This window comes from Methylocaldum sp. 14B, from assembly GCF_002005105.1.
Classification (GTDB): domain Bacteria; phylum Pseudomonadota; class Gammaproteobacteria; order Methylococcales; family Methylococcaceae; genus Methylocaldum.
Window position 1 is genome coordinate 33,741 of sequence record NZ_MSCV01000011.1, and the last position, 19,852, is coordinate 53,592.

Genomic DNA, 19,852 nt, shown 5'->3' on the forward strand with positions numbered 1-19,852 from the left:
GCTCCCGTGCCGAAACTCCGCTGCCACGAGTGATGTCGGCTAAGTCCCTCAAACAAGCTGCGTTCAAGCGAGTTTCATGCGCCTACTGATCGTCGAAGATGAAACCGAGCTCCGCTCTCAGCTGAAGTCGCGCTTGCAAGCCCTCGGTTACGCTGTCGACACCGCGGCCGACGGCAAGGAAGCAGTTTTTATGGGAAACGAATATCCGTTCGATCTGGCTATCGTCGATTTAGGGCTGCCGCTGGTGTCCGGCATCGACGTCATCAGACATTGGCGCGCCGACGGCATCAACTTTCCGATTCTGATCCTCACCGCGCGCGACCGCTGGCAAGACAAGGTGGAAGGGCTGGACGCCGGAGCCGACGATTACCTGAGCAAACCCTTCCATTTCGAAGAACTGCTCGCCCGGACCAAGGCGCTGTTGAGGCGGTCCGCCGGCATCGCGCAATCCCTGCTGCGGTGCGGCCCTATCGTGCTCGATACCGGAGCACAGAGCGTACGTGTCGACGGCCAGCCGGTGGAGTTGACCGCGCAGGAATACAAGGTTCTCGAATATCTGATGCTGAATACCGGCAAGGTCATCTCCAAAACGGCCCTAACCGAACACATCTACGACCAGGAATTCGATCTGGACAGCAACGTGATCGAAGTCTTCATCGCCAGGCTGCGTCGGAAACTCGATCCCCAGAACGTCCATCGCCCCATAGAGACGCTCCGCGGACGCGGCTACCGGTTTACCCTGGAACGCACGCCCGGATGACCTATTCCCTTCGGACGAGGGGACTGCTCGTCGCCAGTGTGGTGCTGATCGCCTTTCTCAGCGCAACCGGGCTGGTCCTCGACAAGGCCTTCCGCGACAGCGCAAAGGCGGCCATGCGCGACAGGCTGCAAGGGTTTGTCTATACCCTTCTGGCCGGCTCGGAACTCGATGCCCGAGGCGTCATGAAGGGCCCCGAAAACCTGCATGAGCCTCGCTTCAATCAAACCGGGTCCGGGCTTTACGCCGACATCCGTCGAGGCAACCGCAAGCCGGATTGGCGATCCCCCTCCGCAGCGGGTATTGAAATTCCCTCGACACTCACACCCCAGACCGGCACTGCCACATTCAGCAGCGCCGTATTGGAAGACGGCACGCCGGTTTATGTGCTCAGTTTCAGCGTACTGTGGGAGGAAGAGGGGCGCAGAAGACCGGTTCGCTGCGTGTTTCGCGTGGCCGAGACCCTGGACGGATTCTACGCAGAAGTCAATCAATTCCGGCGCAGTCTCTGGAGCTGGCTCGGAGCCGCGGCGCTAGTGCTGCTACTGGTGCAAGGCGCTATTCTCCGCTGGGCGTTCTCGCCGCTCCGCCGGGTCGCGGCCGACCTTTCGGCCATCGAGGCGGGCCATGCCGACAAACTCGTTGGCCAGTATCCGGAAGAACTGCGCGGACTGACCGACAACCTCAATGCTCTGTTGGAGAATGCACAGTCCCACCTTGCCCGGTATCGGGATGCGCTGGGCGATCTCGCGCACAGCCTGAAAACCCCGCTCGCCGTGTTGCGCGGCGCCATCGAAAAACAGAATTCGGACGCCGACAGCGAAATCGGCGCGGTAGCCCAGGAACAGATCGACCGCATGACTCGAATTATCGAGTACCAACTGAAGCGAGCCGCCGCCTCCGGGCGAACCCACCTGACTCCGCCGGTCAGTGTCGCGGAAAAGTCCCGCCAAGTCGCGGCCGCACTGGCCAAGGTCTATGCCGAAAAACAGGTCGACTGCCGAATCATGGTCGAGGACGACGTCGTCTTTCACGGCGACGAGGGCGATTTGCTCGAGATCCTTGGGAACCTACTCGACAATGCCTTCAAGTGGTGTCGAAGCCGAGTCGAACTGAGCGCCCGGACGGTTTTGGAACCGCTGGGAACGAGCTCGCATCTCGAATTGCGGGTGGACGACGACGGCCCCGGAATTGCCGAAGATGTGGCCGAGCGCGTTACCCGCCGCGGTGAGCGCACCGATACCTCGGTGCCGGGACACGGCCTGGGCCTCGCCATCGTGGATTCCATCGTGCGGACCTATCTCGGCCAGCTCGTGATCGAGCGAAGCCCGCTCGGGGGGGCAGCAATCCTGATTCGGAATGTCGGCTAACATGGTCCGCATCGAATAGTTCGATAAATTGTCTCGAATTCGATCTAATGAAAGGGTTATCCGGGCGCTCCCCGGATGACCGTTTGCGATTGGAAGGGCGGCTTCGGCGCTCCCGAAGACGCCGTTTGCGATTGGAATGTGAATTCGCCTTTTACTCACTACTTTTTACCGTATTTTCATCCGGAGAAAACCATGGCCGAAGCCACTTCGAACGACACTCTGACCTTGACTCCGCCCCAGCCGGTCCCCGAAATCGACGAGGAACAGGCGACCAGCATGGTTAAACTGGATCAGGAAACCATTTCCAAATTGGACGAGAAAATTGCGGAATTCCTGCACACCGTCCTAGCCGCCGATGTGAACGACGCCGAATTCCGGGAACGGCTATCCGGCGTACACAACATGGGCAATCGCGAGATCAGGGCCGCGGCAACGGTTTCGAACCGGCTTCTGGAACGCCCGGTACGGGCCATGAAATCCGGAGTGTATGACGAGTCTTCGAGCATCTCGAAATCGCTTCAGGAACTGCGCGCGACCGTGGAGCAGCTCGACCCTTCGCGTCAGGGCGACCTCCTGGCCCCGCGGAAACTCCTCGGAATCATTCCGCTCGGCAACAAGCTCAAAAATTACTTCGAAAGCTATCAATCCGCGCAAACGCATCTGAACGCCATCATCCAGGCGCTCTACAATGGCCAGGACGAGCTCCGCAAAGACAATGCCGCTTTGGAGCAGGAAAAAATTCATGCCTGGGAAGTCATGCAAAGGCTCGAGCAATACATCTATGTGGGGAAAAAACTTGACGAGGCCATTGAACGCCGCCTACCGGAAATCGAGGCGCAAGATCCCGAGAAAGCGCGCGTCGTCCGCGAGGAGATGCTTTTTTATACGCGCCAGAAAGTTCAGGATCTGCTGACCCAGATGGCGGTGACGATCCAGGGTTATTTATCGATGGACATGATTCGCAAGAACAACCTGGAGCTGATCAAAGGCGTCGACCGAGCCACGTCGACGACCATATCGGCACTGCGAACCGCGGTCATCGTGGCGCAAGCGCTGACCGATCAAAAGCTGGTGCTGGATCAGATTTCAGCCTTGAACACCACCACCGGCAATCTCATCGCCTCCACGTCGCGCCTCCTGAAACAGCAAGCGGCCCGTACTCACGAACAAGCCGCCAGTTCGGCGGTATCCCTGGATCAGCTGAAACAGGCGTTCGAGAATATCTACGAGACCATGGATGCGATAGCGACATACAAGACTCAGGCGCTCGGCAATATGAAGGAGACCGTCAAGCTTCTAACGCACGAAGTCGATAAAGCCAAGACCTATCTCGACCGGGTTCGGAGCGAACAGCAAGCCGAGGTCATCAAAGAATTCGAATTGGACGAATCGGACGAGATTCGGCTCTAAAGCGAGCCCGACAGCGGAAGAGCGTCTCGCTTTTACAACCAGATTCTGCTCCGGCAGAACACGGCGAATCCAGAACGAGGTGGGTAAGCAAGAGACTTGGACTCCAAAGCCTGTTAGGAACTCCGTTAGCCAATTGCATTATCGAGGCTAGGGAACCCTGTTGAGTCAACCGATATCTTGGCCTAGATGATTGATTCTTCGAAGTATCCGTGAAAGCTCGTAACAGGTTCGTTGGCCGGCGCCAGTTCCGCTGAGGTGGCATGATGCCCCTAAACACAATACGAAGAACTGCGCCAGATGCATCACGACGCCGGCCGCTCGTCGGTCGCAATGTCGTAAGCTTCGCGTTATCGACAATTCCGACCGACTAGCCAACGAGGCGGCATCGGATGGTCATGCGAGGGGGAATGGCGCGGAGCAATAAAGCATCATCCCCGACAGACCGTTTCACCTTCTGCTCGTTCGTATTCGAACTGTCAATCCCTTTCCATTCGGCTCGGCTGCGTCGGAATAGTTTGAGTGCTCGGTGTCTCCTGTTTCTGGCACTCGTTTTCACTCCCGTTCGCGTCCCGCCGGTGGGCTTCTAACGGCTCATTCCATCCCTTTCGGACCGGATAAACGCGCCGACGCCCAATGACTTTGATACACCCGTTCTGCATATAAGTTCTTCCTGTTGTCTTTTCCTAACACGAGGCTATCGTTTCTATTTGACAAACTAATGACGCAACGGGTTCTTTGGTGTCCCGCAAGATCCGGTAGCGCGCCATTCGACCTCGGAAGATTCCCAAACTGTAGAAAAAATCGGTCACATGCGCGCTAGAATCACCTTCAAGGGGCAAAACACCTACAAACTGCCACTCTTAAGCTAGAATACGGAATCTCCTTAGCCGCCCTGGCTCATCGAACGTCGATGACTTCACTTATCCACTTATCTTCTGCGACGACTCAAATAGGAGACCTACCCTATGAACAAACATGTCGGACACGACCATCTTTCCGGTAACCGTTTCCAGATCGTCGGCTTGGATCCGGCGGCAAACACGGTAGCGATACAATACGATCCCAACGCTTGGATGCCGAATGCCGAACCCAATCAACAGATGACATGGACCGAATTCGTCAGTCATCTGATCAACGGCCATTTTGAAATCTATCGCGGGACTTGATCCCTTTGTTTTTCTTGCCTGCACGCGCGGCGACTGCCGTATCGGGAAACTCCGAAAATACGCCATCGACGCCTAAGCTATAAAACTGGTGGTACTCCTTCAGCGGATCGCCGCCATAGTCGCTTGCCAGATAGCGAGACTCGTCGCGAAACGTCCAGGCGTGAACGAACAGGCCGACACTGTGCGCATCCCGAACGACAGCGGTCGGGTACCCCAATTTCTCACCGTAATCATTCTCCGACGCGCCGACTTCGCCGGGATCGGCAAGACCGATCAAATAACGTTTCCATGGTCCGATTCCGTCGGCATAGGTTTTGATTTCCATTAGCCCCTCCGGAGTCAAAAGGTCCGCATAGGTACGGGGATCGCCGCCTGCGGTGAAATCGTACGGCTTGCCGGGTATCGGGCCGCCACCCGGCGCAACACCATCCCCATCGATGAGCTGCACGAGCCGGACCTCCGTCATCTTCCTCAAGGCTTTCAAATTGTCCGTCTCGAAGGACTGGATCACTACAGGAGCCGCTCTTCCGTTCAGTCCGTGTCGCTTCAGCATCTCGACCAGTTTCTCCTCCAGCGGCAGGCCGACCGAGCGATGGTAAGTGGGGTGCTTGGTTTCCGGATAAATGCCGATGACCCGTCCGCTCCGTTCACTTGCTCGTTTTGCCAATTCAACCACTTCCTGGAAGGTCGGGATTTCGAAGCGGTCGTTGAACTGCTGCGGGCGGAACGGAAGACGTTGCCTGGCGCGCAATGTCTTAATTTCGGCAAGCGTGAAATCGTCGGCAAACCAGCCCTCCGCCTGTCTCCCGTCGATGATCTTGGAAGTGCGGCGGGCGGCGAACTCGGGATGCTCGGCAACATCGGTGGTTTCGCTGATGTTTAGCTCGTGACGCACGATCAACATCCCATCCTTGGTGGACACCAGATCGGGCTCGATAAAGTCCGCGCCTTGCTCGATCGCGAGCTCATACGCTGCAAGCGTATGTTCCGGCAAATAGCCGCTAGCGCCACGGTGGGCGATGACGACGGGCGGTGCTCCGCTTAAGGTCGGAAAGCTTGAGTGAGGCGTACAACCGGTCATGATCAGAATGCAGCAGACGCTAAATCCAAACCCATTGGTTCGGAGATTCTGCCTATTCCATGCACACTTGAAAACGGGATTTTTCGAACGCGATATCGCCGATTTCGACAGCCAACAAACATACATCGTCTTCGAACTCTCCATGGAGAGACGGGCCACGAACACCGTTGAGCAGTTCCTGAACCAGTACCTCGCCCGATTGGCTCATGGTCGCTGCCGCTAACTCCAGCAAACGCTCCTGGCCGAGGATGTCGTCGTCCTCCCCCCGGATTTCGAACAGTCCGTCGGTGAAGAGCAGCACGGCATCCCGCGCCTTCAATTCGGCGCTACCGGTACGATAAGTCACGTCGGGTCTCACGCCGAGTACGCCGCCATTGCTCGATTGCGCGCAATCCAGGTGCACTGCGCGTCCGGATCCCCGACGTAGGTGGATGGGGCAAGGATGTCCGGCATTGGCGTATCGGAGCTGGCCGCCTCCGATATCGATCACCAACGAAAAAGCCGAGACAAACGTCGACAGATTGCTGCACTTCAAAATCTCGCAAAGACTTCGGTTCAGCGACGTCAGTAACCTGCCCGGATCGCTGGCCGCCTCGCGATGATTCTGTATCAACGCCCCCATCATCGCCATCACCAAGGCTGCCTGCACACCGTGCCCCATAACATCAGCGATCAGAATGGCGATAGCATCGTCGGCGATCGGAAAAACCTCGAAAAAATCGCCGCTTACCAGACCGAGGGGGGCATAGTGGCTGAAAATGCGTACAACACTTGAGTCCGGCGCGACCTCGGGAGGAATGGTCGGCACCGTCCGCGGCAACATGGCCAGCTGTACCTCGCGGGCCATGCGCAAGTCTTCCGTCAACTGCTGATTGCGTCGGCTGATTTCGGCCTGCTTTTGCTCCAATTGCACGATGCTTTGCATCAACAGCCGGGTCTGGAGGCGGACCAAGGTTTGCACCGAAATAAGCCCCAGGAACGTGCATCTATCGTCGACCAACAGCACGTCCTGATTGAAGCTTTCGCCGGTCCGCGAAAACACGCGCTGAAGCACGTCCGCCCAAAGCTGGTTGATGTTGATCAACAAAGGCTGTGCGACCAGATGATCGCGGACCGGCGCCGTTCCGAACAGCGAGAACCCGTATTGAGAGCCGAGACACATGCCGATTTCGTGGCGCGCGCACAGGCCGATCACGCGTTTCCTGTCGAGGACGGCCATGAAGCTGACGTCAGCCTGCCGGAACTTCTCCTGGACGCGAGCCAGAGGCTCGTTCTGCTGAACGCAGGTTCTGTGATCCACCAAGTTTTCCCAGTCGACGCTCGCCATCTCGGAAATCGATTCGGTGAGGCCAATCGGGTTCTGTCCTGTTTCTAAATCGTTCATTGCTAGGATTTCCGCACTTTGGCGTTCCAACTCGTTACCCGCTATCTTACCGGAATCGGGATGTGCCATTGTGCTGAATGCGCCGGCTTAGTCCGTACGGCTTTTCCGACCGCGGCGTTTCGGATTTCGAAACTTTCCCGCCCTTTTTCGTTCGAAGTGTCAACTTCTCGTTTAGAATCTAGACCCATGCCGAACACTGGCTATCCGGATACAGCAAATCCGTTCCAATCGCTCCGAAAAATGAGTTCCAGACCCAAACTCCAACGCAACCGTCAGCGGCGCAGGCTGGGCGGCGTATGCGCAGGGATCGCGGATTATTTAGGCGTAGACGTCACGCTGGTGCGTTTTCTCTTCGTCCTATCCGTGTTCTTTTCGTTCAGCCTGACGATGTGGATTTATCTGGCGCTTTGGGCTCTGTTGCCGGCCGGAACCGAGGCGCCGATGCCGGACGTGTCCTGGCGTCTGTCCCGGGAACTCAGACGGGTCGAGAAACTGGTCCGCAAGGCCCATCGCCGGTTGCCGGCGCCAATCGCCGACGAGGTTCAGGAAACCTTCGACGTAATCAAGATCATCGCGCCCTATTTCGAACATACCGGTCTTGCGCCGAGAACGATCGATTCGCTAAGGGAGCAGGCGTTGCTGCGTTTTCCGGCCATCCTGAAACAAATGCTGCCCTTCCCCGTAAACCTGCCTCCTTTCAAACGCGCACACATGGAACTGGCGGAACTGAAGGATGAGCTTCAACGCGCCTCGAACGAATTGATCGATCAGGAGATACACCTCACCGTGGGCGATGCCGACATGATTTCGCCGCACGTAAGGTTATGGAAGGAACGGCTCGCGCCTCTCAGAGAAATACTGCGCGAACGTGCGAGTGAAAGCACCTTGCGCACGCTGCAACAAATCGAAGAAAAATTGGCGTTCCTCATGGATAGGACCGATAGCGGCGGCGATGTGTTCGATTTAACGCCTTTCGAGGTGCGCAAGATCGCTTTCGATTATCTGCCGGATACCGTCAACCAATATCTGCAACTTCCGCCGGCCTTGGCGCGCTCGCAACAGTTGAGCAGCGGCAAGACCGCCGAGGAATCGCTCAACGACCAACTGAACTTGCTTGATCGCGCCCTGCACGATCTTGCGAAAAGCCTGTTTGAAAAGGACGCCCAAGGGTTGCTGGTGCACGGACGATTCCTCAAGGAAAAATTCGCCGAGCAATCCTTCCGGCTGCCGGATTGAATGCAGCAGCGGCCAAAACGCTCCGGAACCAAAGGTGTGTATGGCCCACGCCGGCCCCGCCAGTACCGAATTACTGCTGCCATGCCGCCAACTCGAGGTGATCCATCGTCGAATAATTTTTTGTATGACAAAGCGAGTTTGTCCCCGTGGCCGTTGCGTTACAATATGCCATTCATCTAACCACCAGCCTGTAGGTTCGCTTTTATGTTTAGCAAGGGTATGGAAATCGCGGGATTCGACGACGAACTGTGGTCTGCCATTGAAAAAGAAGAAAGAAGACAAGAAGACCATATCGAGCTGATTGCTTCCGAAAACTACGCCAGTCCCCGTGTGTTGCAAGCACAAGGCACCGTGCTCACCAATAAGTATGCCGAGGGTTATCCCGGCAAACGGTACTACGGCGGCTGCGAGTATGTGGATATCGTCGAGAGTCTGGCTATCGAACGCGCAAAGGAACTGTTCGGTGCCGATTTCGCCAACGTCCAGCCTCACTCCGGCTCGCAGGCCAATGCGGCGGTCTATATGGCCCTGCTCGAACCCGGCGACACCATACTCGGCATGAGCTTGGCCCACGGCGGCCACCTGACCCACGGCGCCAAGGTCAATTTCTCCGGCAAGATTTACAACGCCATCCAGTACGGTCTCAATCCGGCGACCGGCCATATCGATTATGAACAGGTCGAAACCCTGGCCAAGGAGCACCGGCCGAAGATGATCGTTGCCGGTTTCTCGGCCTACTCGCGCGTTGTCGACTGGCAGCGCTTCCGCGACATCGCCGATTCGGTCGGCGCCTTTCTGGTCGTGGACATGGCGCATGTCGCGGGACTGGTCGCGGCCGGTGTCTACCCGAGCCCGGTACAAATCGCCGACGTCACCACGACGACCACCCACAAGACCCTCCGCGGCCCGCGCGGCGGCTTGATTCTGGCGAAATCCAATCCGGATATCGAAAAGAAACTGAACTCACTGGTTTTCCCCGGCATTCAAGGCGGACCTTTGATGCATGTGATCGCGGCGAAAGCCGTCGCCTTGAAGGAAGCCGCACAGCCGGAATTCAAGCAATACCAGGCGAACGTCGTCGAAAATGCGCGCGCCATGGCGCAACGCTTCATCGACCGCGGGTACAAAATCGTCTCCGGCGGCACCGACAACCATTTGTTCCTTGTGGACCTAATCGAGAAGGGACTTACCGGCAAACTGGCGGACGAAACATTGGGACGAGCCAACATTACCGTAAACAAGAATGCCGTTCCGAACGATCCCCAGTCACCGTTCGTCACCAGCGGCATTCGCGTCGGCACTCCGGCTGTCACCACCCGCGGTTTCACCAAGCTCGATTGCGAAACGCTGGCCGGATGGATGTGCGACGTACTCGACGAGCCGCAGAACGAATCGGTCATCGAGCGAGTAAAAGAGGACGTGCTCCAGCTTTGCCGCAGATATCCCGTCTACGCGGATTGAGCGTTTTTTCTCGGAGCGACGCGGATTTCTTACCGGGCTGCGCCGTTCCGCTTTCAAAAAAACAATAATGCGCTGTCCATTTTGCGGTGCTCAAGACACCCGAGTAATCGACTCTCGCTTGTCACAAGAAGGCGATCAGGTACGTCGGCGCCGCGAATGCACTGAATGCAGGGAACGCTTCACGACCTACGAAACTGCGGAGCTGAATATGCCTCGGGTGATCAAGGCCAACGGCAGCCGTGAACCGTTCCGCGAAGAAAAACTTCGCGCCGGCATTCTTCGCTCCCTCGAAAAGCGACCGGTGGGGAGCGACCGGATTGAGGCGGCCATCAATCGCATCAAAAAGAAGCTATTGGCCCGCGGCGAGCGCGAAGTCTCATCGCGACTGATCGGCGAAAGCGTGATGCAAGAACTCAGCGGGCTTGACCATGTCGCTTATGTTCGGTTTGCCTCGGTGTACCGCAGCTTCGAGGACGTGAACGAGTTTCGCGAGGTCATCGATCGTCTCGAGAAACAGCCGAATCCGGATGAAAAGAAGGATCAGCCGGACTTGTTCGGCGACGATTCGGAGCCATAGCCCGATGGAGCTATCTACGGTTTTTGCCCGCGAAGATGCGGAATTCATGTCTCGTGCGCTGCATCTAGCCGAACGGGGTTTATACACGACCGATCCCAATCCGCGCGTCGGTTGCGTCATCGTCAAAGACGGCCAAATCGTCGGCGAGGGCTGGCATCGACAAGCGGGCGGCCCTCACGCCGAAGTCGAGGCGCTCCGGCAAAGCGGCGCGCGGGCGCACGGCGCGACTGCCTACGTCAGCCTGGAGCCGTGCTGCCATCACGGCAAAACGCCGCCTTGTACGGACGCTCTGATTTCGGCCGGGATCGCCCGCGTGGTCGCGGCCATGAAAGATCCGAATCCACGGGTTGCGGGCGAGGGTCTGAAAACACTCAGAGACGCCGGCGTGGACGTCGCCTGCGGGCTTTTGGAAAACGCGGCTACGGCACTGAATCCCGGTTTCTGCAAACGCATGAAAACCGGCCGGCCTTATATCCGCAGCAAACTGGCCATGAGCCTGGACGGTCGCACCGCCCTGCCCTCCGGCGAAAGCAAATGGATTACCGGCGAGGACGCTCGCCGCGACGCCCATCGTTTGCGGGCCAGAAGCTCCGCCATCGTGACCGGAATCGGCACGGCGCTGCAAGACGACCCGGAACTGACGGCACGCTTGCCGGAAACGGCGGGAGAGATTTTGCAGCCGGTCCGTGTCGTCCTCGACTCCCGGCTGCGCATGGCCGCGAACATGCATCTCGCCGGCGGGGGGAACCGCGCGGTGGTCTTGACGACCGTGTCGGACGAGGAACGAACTCAGACCTTATCGGACAGCTTCGACATCGAAACCCTGCCCGCAACGCTTGACGGGCGACTGGACTTGACGGCGGTCGTCGACTGGCTCGGACACCATCAATTCAACGAAGTTCTGGTGGAAGCCGGCCCGACTCTGAACGGCGCCTTGCTCCGGGAAAACCTGGTCGACGAATGGGTGATATATCTCGCGCCGGTGGTTTTGGGCGATAAGGCGCGCGGACTATTCCACTTGCCGGATTTGACCCGGATGGCCGAGCGGTTCGAGCTGACGATTAGCGACGTGCGGCAGGTCGGGCGCGACCTCAGGCTGACCTTGCTCAGGCAGTAGCGTTTTTTTGAATCACCAACGAGCTCTTTATGTTCACCGGCATTATCCAAGCAATCGGAACAATAACCCGCATCGAGCCTAAAGGCGGCGATTGCCGCTTGACGGTCGCTACGGGCAAACTGCCTTTCGCCGATGTCCAATTGGGCGACAGCATCGCGGTCAACGGCGTGTGCTTGACGGCAATCGAACTCGGAGACCGGTTTTTCGCCGCCGATGTCTCGCGCGAAACCCTGTCGCGCACCACATTGGGTGAAGCCAAAGCCGGAACCCATGTCAATCTGGAACTCGCCCTGCTCCCTACCACCCGCCTCGGAGGGCATCTCGTCAGCGGCCATGTGGATGGCGTGGGCACGGTGGTCGACGAGCGCGCCGAAGCCCGCTCGGTGCGGTTTACCATCGAAACGCCGGCCGGTTTGGCGAAATACATCGCCGAGAAAGGCTCGATTTGCGTAGACGGGATCAGCCTGACGGTGAACGAAGTGAACGGCAATCGATTCGGTATCAACATCGTTCCCCATACCTTGGCCGAGACCACTTTGGGCGAAACTGGCGTGGGGCAGCGGGTGAACCTCGAAGTGGACATCCTGGCCCGTTATCTGGAGCGCCTTCTGCTCGGCGATCGCGCCGCCGAAAGCGGGCCGGCCATCACCGAAGAACTTCTCAAGAATACCGGCTTTATCTCCTGAACATGAACAGCATCGAAGAAATCATCGAGGACATCCGCCTCGGCAAAATGGTCGTCATCATGGATGACGAGGACCGCGAAAACGAGGGTGATCTTGTCATGGCAGCCGTGCACACACGTCCCCAGGACATCAATTTTATGGCGCGTTACGGCCGCGGACTGATCTGCCTGACGTTGACCCGCGAACGCTGCCAGCAGCTGCGCTTGCCCTTGATGGTGAACGAGAACAAGACGCCGCATTCCACGAATTTCACTGTATCCATCGAAGCCGCAAGCGGTGTCACCACCGGGATTTCGGCCGCGGACCGCGCCCGCACCATTCTTTGTGCTGTAGCGCCGGACGCCAAGCCGGACGATTTGGTGCAGCCGGGTCATGTTTTTCCGCTGATGGCGCAACCGGGAGGGGTGCTCAATCGCGCCGGACACACCGAGGCCGGCTGCGACTTCGCTCGGCTGGCAGGGCTCGAGCCCGCCGCGGTGATCGTGGAGATCCTCAACGAAGACGGCTCCATGGCCCGTGGCCCCGATTTGGAGAAATTCGCGCAAGAGCATGGACTCAAGATCGGAACGATCGCCGATTTGATTCATTACCGGATTCAGAACGAAAAGACCGTGGAGCGGATCTGCTCCTGCGATTTTCCGACGGAATTCGGTCAATTCCGTTTGCACGCCTATCAGGATCAAGTCGACAAGCGCCTGCATCTGGCGCTGACCATGGGAAAAGTTGCTGGCGACGAGCCGATACTGGTCCGGGTGCACGGACGCAATCTCCTTAGCGATCTTTTCGGTGCCAGACGGAACGACAGCGGACTGCCCCTGCGCAATGCCATGAAACGTATTGCCGACGAAGGGCGCGGAGTGTTGGTGGTTATCCGCAAGGAGGAGGACGACAAGTTTCTGGTCGAACGCATACACCAGTATCAGATGGAAGATAACGGCATCGAAATGGCTGTCGACGAGCCGAAGACCGACGATTGGCGCACCACCGGAACGGGTGCGCAAATCCTGGCCGATTTGGGTGTGCACAAGCTCCGCGTATTGGGCGCGCCGAAAAAATACCTTGGCTTATCCGGCTACGGGCTGGAAGTCGTCGAATACGTTTCCTGAGAATATAGAGAGAACATCGATGTCCGATATCAAAACCTACGAAGGCCAACTCTTGGTCCAGGGCGCCCGCTTCTGCATCGTGGCGTCACGCTTCAACAGCTTCATCGTCGACCATCTGGTTGCCGGCGCGGTGGATGCCCTTTTGCGGCACGGCGCGAAAAAAGAGGATATCCATCTGGTCAAGACGCCCGGGGCCTACGAACTGCCGCTGGCGGTGCAGAAAGCGGCAGCCTCGAAGCGCTACGATGCCATCGTGGCCGTCGGCGCTGTCATTCGCGGCTCAACGCCTCATTTCGACTATGTGGCCGGCGAATGCGTGAAGGGCATCAGCAGCATCTCGCTCAAGCATGAAATTCCGGTCGCCTTCGGCGTCCTCACGGTGGATACCATAGAACAGGCCATCGAACGGGCCGGAACCAAGGCCGGCAACAAAGGCGCCGAGGCAGCGTTATCCGCGGTCGAGATGGTCAACTTATTGAACCAGATAGGTTCGGCATGAGTAATGCGCGAACCATGGCGCGCCGCTGCGCGGTACAGGCCGTTTATCAATGGCAGTTGAGCGACGCCGATCTGTCGGCGATCGAAGCCCAGTTCCTGGGTGAATTGAAGGAGGCAAAGGTCCTTTTCAGACGATATAAGAGCGGATACGACCTGACCGATCACGAACAAAATCTGCTCGAAGAATCGCTCGAGAAATACTGCCGCCAGAGGGAAACGGAAGATCAGCAGCCCGAAAGGCCGCCGCTCGACGAGCTGATCGAGCATTGCTGCGCACCCGAAATCAACGCCCGTTATTTTAAGGAACTGCTGCATGGCGTGCCCGAACACCTTCACACGATCGATTCGGCGCTGGGCGAATTCGCCGATCGCCCGGTTGCCGAAATCGACCCAGTGGAGCGGGCCATCCTTAGGATCAGCGCATATGAGCTGCTGTTCCGCCTGGAAATACCGTACCGGGTGGTGCTCAACGAAGGCATCGATCTCGCCAAGCACTTCGGAGCCACGGAAAGCCATAAGTACATCAACGGCATCTTGGATCGCTTAGCCCGTAAGCACCGCACGGCGGAAATACAAACGCGGCATAAAACCTAGCAGTTGCCGCACTACCCTTCTACTTTGCACAATGCCATGGCCTTAGGTGAGTTCGAACTGATTCGCCGTTTTTTCACCGATCAAACCGTCAAGCATCCGTCCACGATTTTGGGCGTCGGCGACGATTGCGCTTTACTGCGCGTCGAGGAAGGCGAGGATCTGGCTGTAACCGCCGATACGCTGGTGGAAGGAGTCCATTTCCTGTCCGATGTCGATCCGGAAAGCCTGGGCCACAAGGTACTGGCCGTTAATCTCAGCGATCTCGCCGCGATGGGAGCGAAGCCCAAGTGGGTGGTGCTCGCGCTTACCCTTCCCCATGCCGACGCCGCTTGGCTGCAAAGTTTCGCAAAGGGTTTTTTCGCTTTGGCCGAGCGCTACGGCGTCGAATTGATCGGCGGAGATACCACCCGCGGCCCTTTGACGATTACCGTACAAGCCCTTGGCCTCACGCCGCGAGACAGCGCTCTTCGACGTTCCGGCGCGCGTCCCGGCGACCTGATTTATTTGACCGGCGAATTGGGCGCCGCAGGGCTGGGACTCAAGATGCGTCAGGGCCGAACCGGTATCGAAGACCAAACGGCCATTGCCCATCTGGAAAGACCGGAACCCCGCGTCGATATCGGCTTGAAGCTGCGCGGCTTGGCTAACAGCGGTATCGACGTGTCCGACGGACTTGCCGCCGATCTCGGACATATCTTGGAAGCTAGCGGCGTAGGCGCGACGCTAGCCTGGGAACGGTTGCCATTACCGGACGGGGTACGCCGTTATATCGAGGAAACGGGCGACTGGCGGATGCCGTTATCGGCGGGCGACGATTACGAACTTTGTTTCACCGTTCCGCCGGGAAATCGGGAGAAGTTGGAGCGCTGCCTAACGACAGGCGGTTTTCCGTTCGCCCTGATTGGCCAAATCGAGCCGCAAACCGGCCTGAGACTCTTCAAAGACGGCAGGTCCATCGAGCTTTCCCAAGACGGATATCAGCACTTTTCCAGTGATTAATCAGACAATAAAAACAAGGTCCCATCGCCTCATCAAACCGGCGGAGATTTTCGGTAATCCCGCGTGCTTCCTGGCATTCGGCTTCGGTTCCGGTCTTGCGCCGGTCGCACCGGGAACCTTCGGAACGCTGGTCGCCGTTCCGATCTACTTGCTGGCAGCCAATCTAAGCACCCCGTTTTATGCACTCACCGTAATCGTCTTGTTGATCGCCGGCGTTTATATCTGCGGGCGGTGCGAGCAACAGCTCAACGTGCAGGATCATCCGGGCATCGTGTGGGACGAGATTACCGGCTTTCTCATCACCATGATGTTCGCGCCGGCCTCCTGGGAATGGGTGCTCGCCGGCTTCCTGGCCTTTCGTCTTTTCGACATCTGGAAACCCTGGCCGATCGCCATGCTCGACCGTAGCGTTCACGGCGGACTCGGAATAATGCTCGATGATGGATTGGCCGGTATTTACGCAGCCATTTGCTTAATATTGTTACGAACGGGATTCGGAATCTGAAGATCCGAAGAGCCTGTTTCGTTACCCAAAGTAAACGTTGGATTGCATCGAGGAAGCATTTACGGTATAGTACTCTGAATTGACGCGGGGTGGAGCAGTCTGGTAGCTCGTCGGGCTCATAACCCGAAGGTCGTAGGTTCAAATCCTGCCCCCGCTACCAACAATTTGAGGGCTTACAGATCAACATCTGTAGGCTTTTTTCGTTTCTGGCGATCCCGTTGATACGCAGAAACCGAGCCGTCTCTTTTCCTCCTGCCGAACGTCTGATTAACGCCCGAGTTGCCAACCGGGTTTGCCCGCTCCGCCTGGATCGCGACATAAAGCCGCACGATCCGATGTTCTTCTGAGCAAGCACGCTTTGTGTGCCGAACTGTGGTTATGTCCTGAGCGATAAACTAAGCTTGGTTCACCAGTCCCAGCACAATAACAAATCATAATGGCTCACTTCCTCTACTTTGGAGAAGACGCCTCCCTGGCGCTTCTCGTACAGGCACGTCTAACGAAACTTGGTCATCGCGTCGATATCGCCGCAAGCTGCGACGAGGCTCTGGAAACGCTGGCTAGGGAACAGTACGACCTCGTGATTCTCGATCAATTTATTCCTGGGAAGGACGGACTGACCACCCTTCGTGAAATACTGGCCTTGCCGTTCGTCCCCGGCGTCATCGTGATTTGTAGAGAGCACGCCTTTGATGTCGCTGTCGAGGCTCTTCGGCTTGGCGCCACGGATTATGTCGTAAAGGACGAGCACGAGGCATTCTTCGATCTTTTGCCGTCTGTCATTCAAAAGGTTCTCGACCGAGAACGCTTGCTCCGCGCCCAGAAAGAATCGGAAAACCGGGATCGAATTGCCGAGATGTTGTTTCATAACGTCACCGAGGGTGTCCTGATCACCGATTCCGAAACGCGCATTATCGCGATCAATCCCGCATTCAGCTCGATCACCGGTTACGCGCCCGAGGAGGTCGTCGGCAATACGCCGGCTATTCTGAGCTCAGGCAGACACGACAAGGCATTTTATAGGAGCATGTGGGAGGCTATCGATCTGACCGGACAATGGAAGGGCGAGATCTGGAACAAGCGGAAGAATCAGGACATTTATCCTCAATGGCTCACCATCAATGTCGTACGAGACGAGAACGGCCGGTTGTTGAACTACATCGCGACCATATCGGACATCACCGAACGCAAGAAGATCGAAGATCGTCTCCGCAATCTCACTCATTACGACACGCTGACAGGGCTTCCCAATCGCGAACTGTTCAATAAACGACTGAATGAAGCCATCAATCGGACCAGGCAAAACAATACCGGCCTCGCACTGCTGTTCGTCGACCTCGACCGGTTCAAAACCGTCAACGATTCCCTGGGTCATAACGCCGGCGACGAATTGCTGCGGCAGGTCGCCGCGCGCATCAAGCAGTCGGTCAGAGAGAGCGACGTGACGGCGCGCTTGGGAAGCGATGAATTCACGGTCATTCTGGAGAACATCACGGAGCCGCAAAAGGCGCAAATCGTTGCACAAAAGATTATCCATGCGCTGAACAAGCCGATTAACCTGAAACGTCATCAAGTTTTCATTTCGCCTAGTATCGGAATCGCGTTCTACCCGTCGGACGCTACCGAGATGGAAGAATTGGTCAAGAATGCCGACCGCGCCATGTACACGGCTAAGTGCGAGGGACGCAACAACTTCAAATTTTATTCGCCCGGCATGAATGCCGCGGCCCTGGAACGACTCACACTGGAAACCCAACTGCGGTTGGCTTTGGAGAAGAACCAGTTCGTCCTGAGCTATCAGCCGCAAATCAATCTTCAAACCGGAAGCGTCATCGGAGTCGAGGCCCTGATTCGGTGGAACCACCCCGAGTTTGGGCTTGTACCGCCGGATCAGTTCATACCCTTGCTCGAGGAAACCAATCTGATCCTGCCGGTCGGCGAATGGGTCTTGCGGGCCGGGTGCCGGCAACTCGGCGAATGGCACAAACTGGGGCTGTATCCGTTACGCCTGGCCGTCAATATTTCCGTCCGGCAATATCGTCTCGATCATCTTGTTCCGTTACTCGATGCCATCATTGCTGAAACACAAGTCGACCCGAGCTGCCTGGAACTGGAAATTACCGAGAGCATCATGATCGAAAACCTCGACGCCACACTGCAAATCTTCGAGGCGTTCCGAAACCGAGGCATCCGGATTTCGATCGACGACTTCGGTACCGGCTATTCCTCTTTAAGCTACTTACAGCGATTGCCGATCGACGCACTGAAGATCGATCGCTCGTTCATCCAGAACATTCATACCTCAGCGAGCGACAGGACGATCACCAAAGCCATCATCTCAATGGCGCACAGCTTGGGAATCAAGGTTATTGCCGAGGGCATCGAAAATGCGCGCCACTTGCACTTTCTAAGAGAACAACGCTGCGAAGAAGGACAAGGTTATTTCATTCAACGAGCCATGCCCGCCCATGAGTTGACTGACTGGTTGCTGAGCCGTGCGCCATGTCGGCAAAGCATCCATGATACGGAAACTGTTACGACCGAATAAGCCAGGACGCTAGCCGCCCGCCTGACACGTTTTCTCGCCTGGTGTAGCGTTCGCGGAGGAAGGCGCTACGCGTCGCAAATATCGTCGTCCCCTATATCGGCCACGCCGCCGAATTCCATTTGATTGCCGCCCGAGAGAAGAATACCCTGTTGAGCCCGCGCACACTTTGCACGGTCTAGTCAACACTAACAAAAAAGAGGAAAACGACAATGCAAAATGTCATGCTTCAGGTGATCAACGCACTTGCGAAATTCGGATTGGACAAACTGGAAAGGGCTCTGATCTTCGGCGCCGTGCTGGTCGTGGCTCTGGCGTTCGCCACCGGCACCGTTCAGATGTCGCAAGTCTGGTTTGCGTTTCTGTTTCGCTGGCTGCATGTGCTTTCGGGCGTCATGTGGATCGGTCTGCTGTGGTACTTCAACTTTGTCCAAATCCCGTCCATGCCCAAGATCCCGGACGAACAAAAGCCAGCGATCGGCAAGGTCATCGCACCGGCCGCTCTGTTCTGGTTCCGCTGGGCTGCCTTGTCGACCGTAGTCACCGGACTGATCCTGGCGATCCTGAACGGCTACGTCATCCAGGCCCTGCTGTTGGGCTACTTCAAGGGCGGACAGGCTACCTATATCGGTCTCGGTATGTGGCTTGGCCTGATCATGGCCTACAACGTGTGGAACATCATTTGGCCGAATCAGAAGAAGGCGCTGGGGCTGGTCGAAGCCACGGATGACGAGAAAAAGACGGCCGCGCGGACAGCGATGCTGGCCAGCCGCTTCAACACCATGTCCTCGATCCCGATGCTTTACTTCATGGTCGCCGCCCAAAACCTGGCGTAGGGGGTTCATCGAAATCAAAAAGGGATTCCGGTTTAAGCTCGGAATCCCTTTTTCCGTGTATCGAACCTAGAATCGGTTGCTCGGTAGCTACCGAAAAATGACCGATTACGATTCCCGAACATTGGCTTTCAACAGGACGAACTTGTAAACCAACACGGCACATAATGCGCCCACCAAAATCCAGGAGTGACCGATCAGGAACGCCGACATTCCGGTTTTCGCCGCTCCTCTGAGTGAGGACAGGTACGGTTTGGAAACCAAGATCATCCACGCCCAGGCCGGCACCTGGTAAGCGATGGCTCCCGCGACACCCCAGTGCAGCGACTTCAATCCCAACCGCTCTGCGGTCCGGTAATACCAATAAATGATGCCTATGGTGAGCAATATGGAAATGAATAGCGGCATATCAGCATAACCTCGCTTGACTGGTAGGAATCGACGCGACCGAGCCGCGGCCTGGGCAGCAAGGCTGCCCGCAATCGGATTATCCTACCTGTGGTATCGCCGCGAAAGAGCGGCGATTG

At 57.1% G+C, this 19,852-nt stretch carries 19 protein-coding genes and 1 tRNA gene; 17 read left to right on the forward strand and 3 right to left on the reverse strand.

Features of this window, described 5'->3' with window-relative positions:
• Nucleotides 1-76 precede the first annotated feature (76 nt).
• From B2A78_RS09895 to B2A78_RS09910, 4 genes are all read left to right on the forward strand, one after another.
• The gene (locus tag B2A78_RS09895; protein ID WP_077729836.1) at nt 77-760 is read left to right on the forward strand and encodes a response regulator transcription factor; all 684 of its coding nucleotides are present in this window, start codon (nt 77-79) and stop codon (nt 758-760) included.
• Nucleotides 757-2,127 carry an ATP-binding protein gene (locus B2A78_RS09900; RefSeq protein ID WP_077729837.1) on the forward strand — a complete coding sequence of 457 codons (1,371 nt, stop codon included), beginning with the start codon at nt 757-759 and terminating at the stop codon, nt 2,125-2,127. The genes B2A78_RS09895 and B2A78_RS09900 overlap by 4 nt, the downstream gene beginning before the upstream one ends.
• Before the next feature lie 192 nt (nt 2,128-2,319).
• Nucleotides 2,320-3,537 (forward strand): toxic anion resistance protein, encoded by a 1,218-nt coding sequence (locus B2A78_RS09905; RefSeq protein ID WP_077729943.1) that lies wholly within the window; start codon nt 2,320-2,322, stop codon nt 3,535-3,537.
• A 965-nt stretch (nt 3,538-4,502) separates the two neighbouring features.
• Entirely contained in the window at nt 4,503-4,703 is a 201-nt protein-coding gene (locus tag B2A78_RS09910; protein ID WP_077729838.1) for a hypothetical protein, read from the forward strand.
• On the opposite strand, the gene B2A78_RS09915 is transcribed toward B2A78_RS09910, so the two are convergent.
• Both B2A78_RS09915 and B2A78_RS09920 read right to left on the reverse strand, forming a co-directional pair.
• A complete protein-coding gene (locus tag B2A78_RS09915) occupies nt 4,669-5,784 on the reverse strand; it encodes a glycerophosphodiester phosphodiesterase (RefSeq protein WP_077729839.1) in 1,116 nt (371 codons plus the stop codon). The two genes, B2A78_RS09910 and B2A78_RS09915, sit on opposite strands and share 35 nt — an antisense overlap.
• 52 nt (nt 5,785-5,836) lie before the next feature.
• A complete protein-coding gene (locus tag B2A78_RS09920; RefSeq protein ID WP_168175386.1) occupies nt 5,837-7,168 on the reverse strand; it encodes a SpoIIE family protein phosphatase in 1,332 nt (443 codons plus the stop codon).
• Nucleotides 7,169-7,408: 240 nt separating this feature from the next.
• Here B2A78_RS09920 and B2A78_RS09925 point away from each other — a divergent pair, with 240 nt between their 5' ends.
• The 13 genes from B2A78_RS09925 to B2A78_RS09985 all read left to right on the forward strand — a co-directional run bounded on the left by B2A78_RS09925 (nt 7,409) and on the right by B2A78_RS09985 (nt 19,328).
• The gene (locus B2A78_RS09925) at nt 7,409-8,404 is read left to right on the forward strand and encodes a PspC domain-containing protein (protein WP_168175387.1); all 996 of its coding nucleotides are present in this window, start codon (nt 7,409-7,411) and stop codon (nt 8,402-8,404) included.
• A gap of 204 nt (nt 8,405-8,608) precedes the next feature.
• Nucleotides 8,609-9,865 (forward strand): serine hydroxymethyltransferase, encoded by a 1,257-nt coding sequence (gene glyA / locus B2A78_RS09930; RefSeq protein ID WP_077729841.1) that lies wholly within the window; start codon nt 8,609-8,611, stop codon nt 9,863-9,865.
• Nucleotides 9,866-9,932: 67 nt separating this feature from the next.
• Nucleotides 9,933-10,442, forward strand: coding sequence for a transcriptional regulator NrdR (gene nrdR, locus B2A78_RS09935; RefSeq protein WP_077729842.1), 510 nt, complete (start codon nt 9,933-9,935; stop codon nt 10,440-10,442).
• A 4-nt stretch (nt 10,443-10,446) separates the two neighbouring features.
• Entirely contained in the window at nt 10,447-11,559 is a 1,113-nt protein-coding gene (ribD, locus tag B2A78_RS09940; protein ID WP_077729843.1) for a bifunctional diaminohydroxyphosphoribosylaminopyrimidine deaminase/5-amino-6-(5-phosphoribosylamino)uracil reductase RibD, read from the forward strand.
• Nucleotides 11,560-11,588: 29 nt separating this feature from the next.
• On the forward strand, nt 11,589-12,245 hold the full coding sequence (locus tag B2A78_RS09945; RefSeq protein WP_077729945.1) for a riboflavin synthase: 657 nt from the start codon (nt 11,589-11,591) through the stop codon (nt 12,243-12,245).
• A 2-nt stretch (nt 12,246-12,247) separates the two neighbouring features.
• The gene (gene ribBA, locus B2A78_RS09950; RefSeq protein ID WP_205780727.1) at nt 12,248-13,351 is read left to right on the forward strand and encodes a bifunctional 3,4-dihydroxy-2-butanone-4-phosphate synthase/GTP cyclohydrolase II; all 1,104 of its coding nucleotides are present in this window, start codon (nt 12,248-12,250) and stop codon (nt 13,349-13,351) included.
• A gap of 19 nt (nt 13,352-13,370) precedes the next feature.
• Nucleotides 13,371-13,850 (forward strand): 6,7-dimethyl-8-ribityllumazine synthase, encoded by a 480-nt coding sequence (gene ribE, locus B2A78_RS09955; RefSeq protein WP_077729844.1) that lies wholly within the window; start codon nt 13,371-13,373, stop codon nt 13,848-13,850.
• Nucleotides 13,851-13,864: 14 nt separating this feature from the next.
• A complete protein-coding gene (nusB, locus tag B2A78_RS09960; RefSeq protein WP_240502474.1) occupies nt 13,865-14,443 on the forward strand; it encodes a transcription antitermination factor NusB in 579 nt (192 codons plus the stop codon).
• A gap of 36 nt (nt 14,444-14,479) precedes the next feature.
• Complete coding sequence (thiL, locus tag B2A78_RS09965) at nt 14,480-15,442, forward strand: thiamine-phosphate kinase (protein ID WP_077729846.1); 963 nt, start codon at nt 14,480-14,482, stop codon at nt 15,440-15,442.
• Entirely contained in the window at nt 15,435-15,947 is a 513-nt protein-coding gene (locus B2A78_RS09970; protein ID WP_240502470.1) for a phosphatidylglycerophosphatase A, read from the forward strand. Before thiL ends, B2A78_RS09970 begins: the two co-directional genes overlap by 8 nt.
• An 83-nt stretch (nt 15,948-16,030) precedes the next feature.
• Nucleotides 16,031-16,107, forward strand: a tRNA-Met gene (locus B2A78_RS09975).
• A 276-nt stretch (nt 16,108-16,383) separates the two neighbouring features.
• Complete coding sequence (locus tag B2A78_RS09980; protein ID WP_077729847.1) at nt 16,384-18,495, forward strand: EAL domain-containing protein; 2,112 nt, start codon at nt 16,384-16,386, stop codon at nt 18,493-18,495.
• 209 nt (nt 18,496-18,704) lie between these two features.
• Nucleotides 18,705-19,328 carry a urate hydroxylase PuuD gene (locus B2A78_RS09985; protein ID WP_205780728.1) on the forward strand — a complete coding sequence of 208 codons (624 nt, stop codon included), beginning with the start codon at nt 18,705-18,707 and terminating at the stop codon, nt 19,326-19,328.
• 105 nt (nt 19,329-19,433) lie between these two features.
• Here the strand turns inward: B2A78_RS09985 and B2A78_RS09990 are convergent, their stop codons facing one another.
• Complete coding sequence (locus B2A78_RS09990) at nt 19,434-19,733, reverse strand: hypothetical protein (protein ID WP_077729848.1); 300 nt, start codon at nt 19,731-19,733, stop codon at nt 19,434-19,436.
• Nucleotides 19,734-19,852: the final 119 nt, after the last annotated feature.

Coding starts and splice junctions, on each gene's coding strand:
- B2A78_RS09895 (WP_077729836.1), top strand. CDS start 77: ATGCGCCTACTGATCGTCGAAGATGAAACCGAGCTCCGCTCTCAGCTG.
- B2A78_RS09900 (WP_077729837.1), top strand. CDS start 757: ATGACCTATTCCCTTCGGACGAGGGGACTGCTCGTCGCCAGTGTGGTG.
- B2A78_RS09905 (WP_077729943.1), top strand. CDS start 2,320: ATGGCCGAAGCCACTTCGAACGACACTCTGACCTTGACTCCGCCCCAG.
- B2A78_RS09910 (WP_077729838.1), top strand. CDS start 4,503: ATGAACAAACATGTCGGACACGACCATCTTTCCGGTAACCGTTTCCAG.
- B2A78_RS09915 (WP_077729839.1), bottom strand. CDS start 5,784: ATGACCGGTTGTACGCCTCACTCAAGCTTTCCGACCTTAAGCGGAGCA.
- B2A78_RS09920 (WP_168175386.1), bottom strand. CDS start 7,168: ATGAACGATTTAGAAACAGGACAGAACCCGATTGGCCTCACCGAATCG.
- B2A78_RS09925 (WP_168175387.1), top strand. CDS start 7,409: ATGAGTTCCAGACCCAAACTCCAACGCAACCGTCAGCGGCGCAGGCTG.
- glyA (WP_077729841.1), top strand. CDS start 8,609: ATGTTTAGCAAGGGTATGGAAATCGCGGGATTCGACGACGAACTGTGG.
- nrdR (WP_077729842.1), top strand. CDS start 9,933: ATGCGCTGTCCATTTTGCGGTGCTCAAGACACCCGAGTAATCGACTCT.
- ribD (WP_077729843.1), top strand. CDS start 10,447: ATGGAGCTATCTACGGTTTTTGCCCGCGAAGATGCGGAATTCATGTCT.
- B2A78_RS09945 (WP_077729945.1), top strand. CDS start 11,589: ATGTTCACCGGCATTATCCAAGCAATCGGAACAATAACCCGCATCGAG.
- ribBA (WP_205780727.1), top strand. CDS start 12,248: ATGAACAGCATCGAAGAAATCATCGAGGACATCCGCCTCGGCAAAATG.
- ribE (WP_077729844.1), top strand. CDS start 13,371: ATGTCCGATATCAAAACCTACGAAGGCCAACTCTTGGTCCAGGGCGCC.
- nusB (WP_240502474.1), top strand. CDS start 13,865: ATGGCGCGCCGCTGCGCGGTACAGGCCGTTTATCAATGGCAGTTGAGC.
- thiL (WP_077729846.1), top strand. CDS start 14,480: ATGGCCTTAGGTGAGTTCGAACTGATTCGCCGTTTTTTCACCGATCAA.
- B2A78_RS09980 (WP_077729847.1), top strand. CDS start 16,384: ATGGCTCACTTCCTCTACTTTGGAGAAGACGCCTCCCTGGCGCTTCTC.
- B2A78_RS09985 (WP_205780728.1), top strand. CDS start 18,705: ATGCAAAATGTCATGCTTCAGGTGATCAACGCACTTGCGAAATTCGGA.
- B2A78_RS09990 (WP_077729848.1), bottom strand. CDS start 19,733: ATGCCGCTATTCATTTCCATATTGCTCACCATAGGCATCATTTATTGG.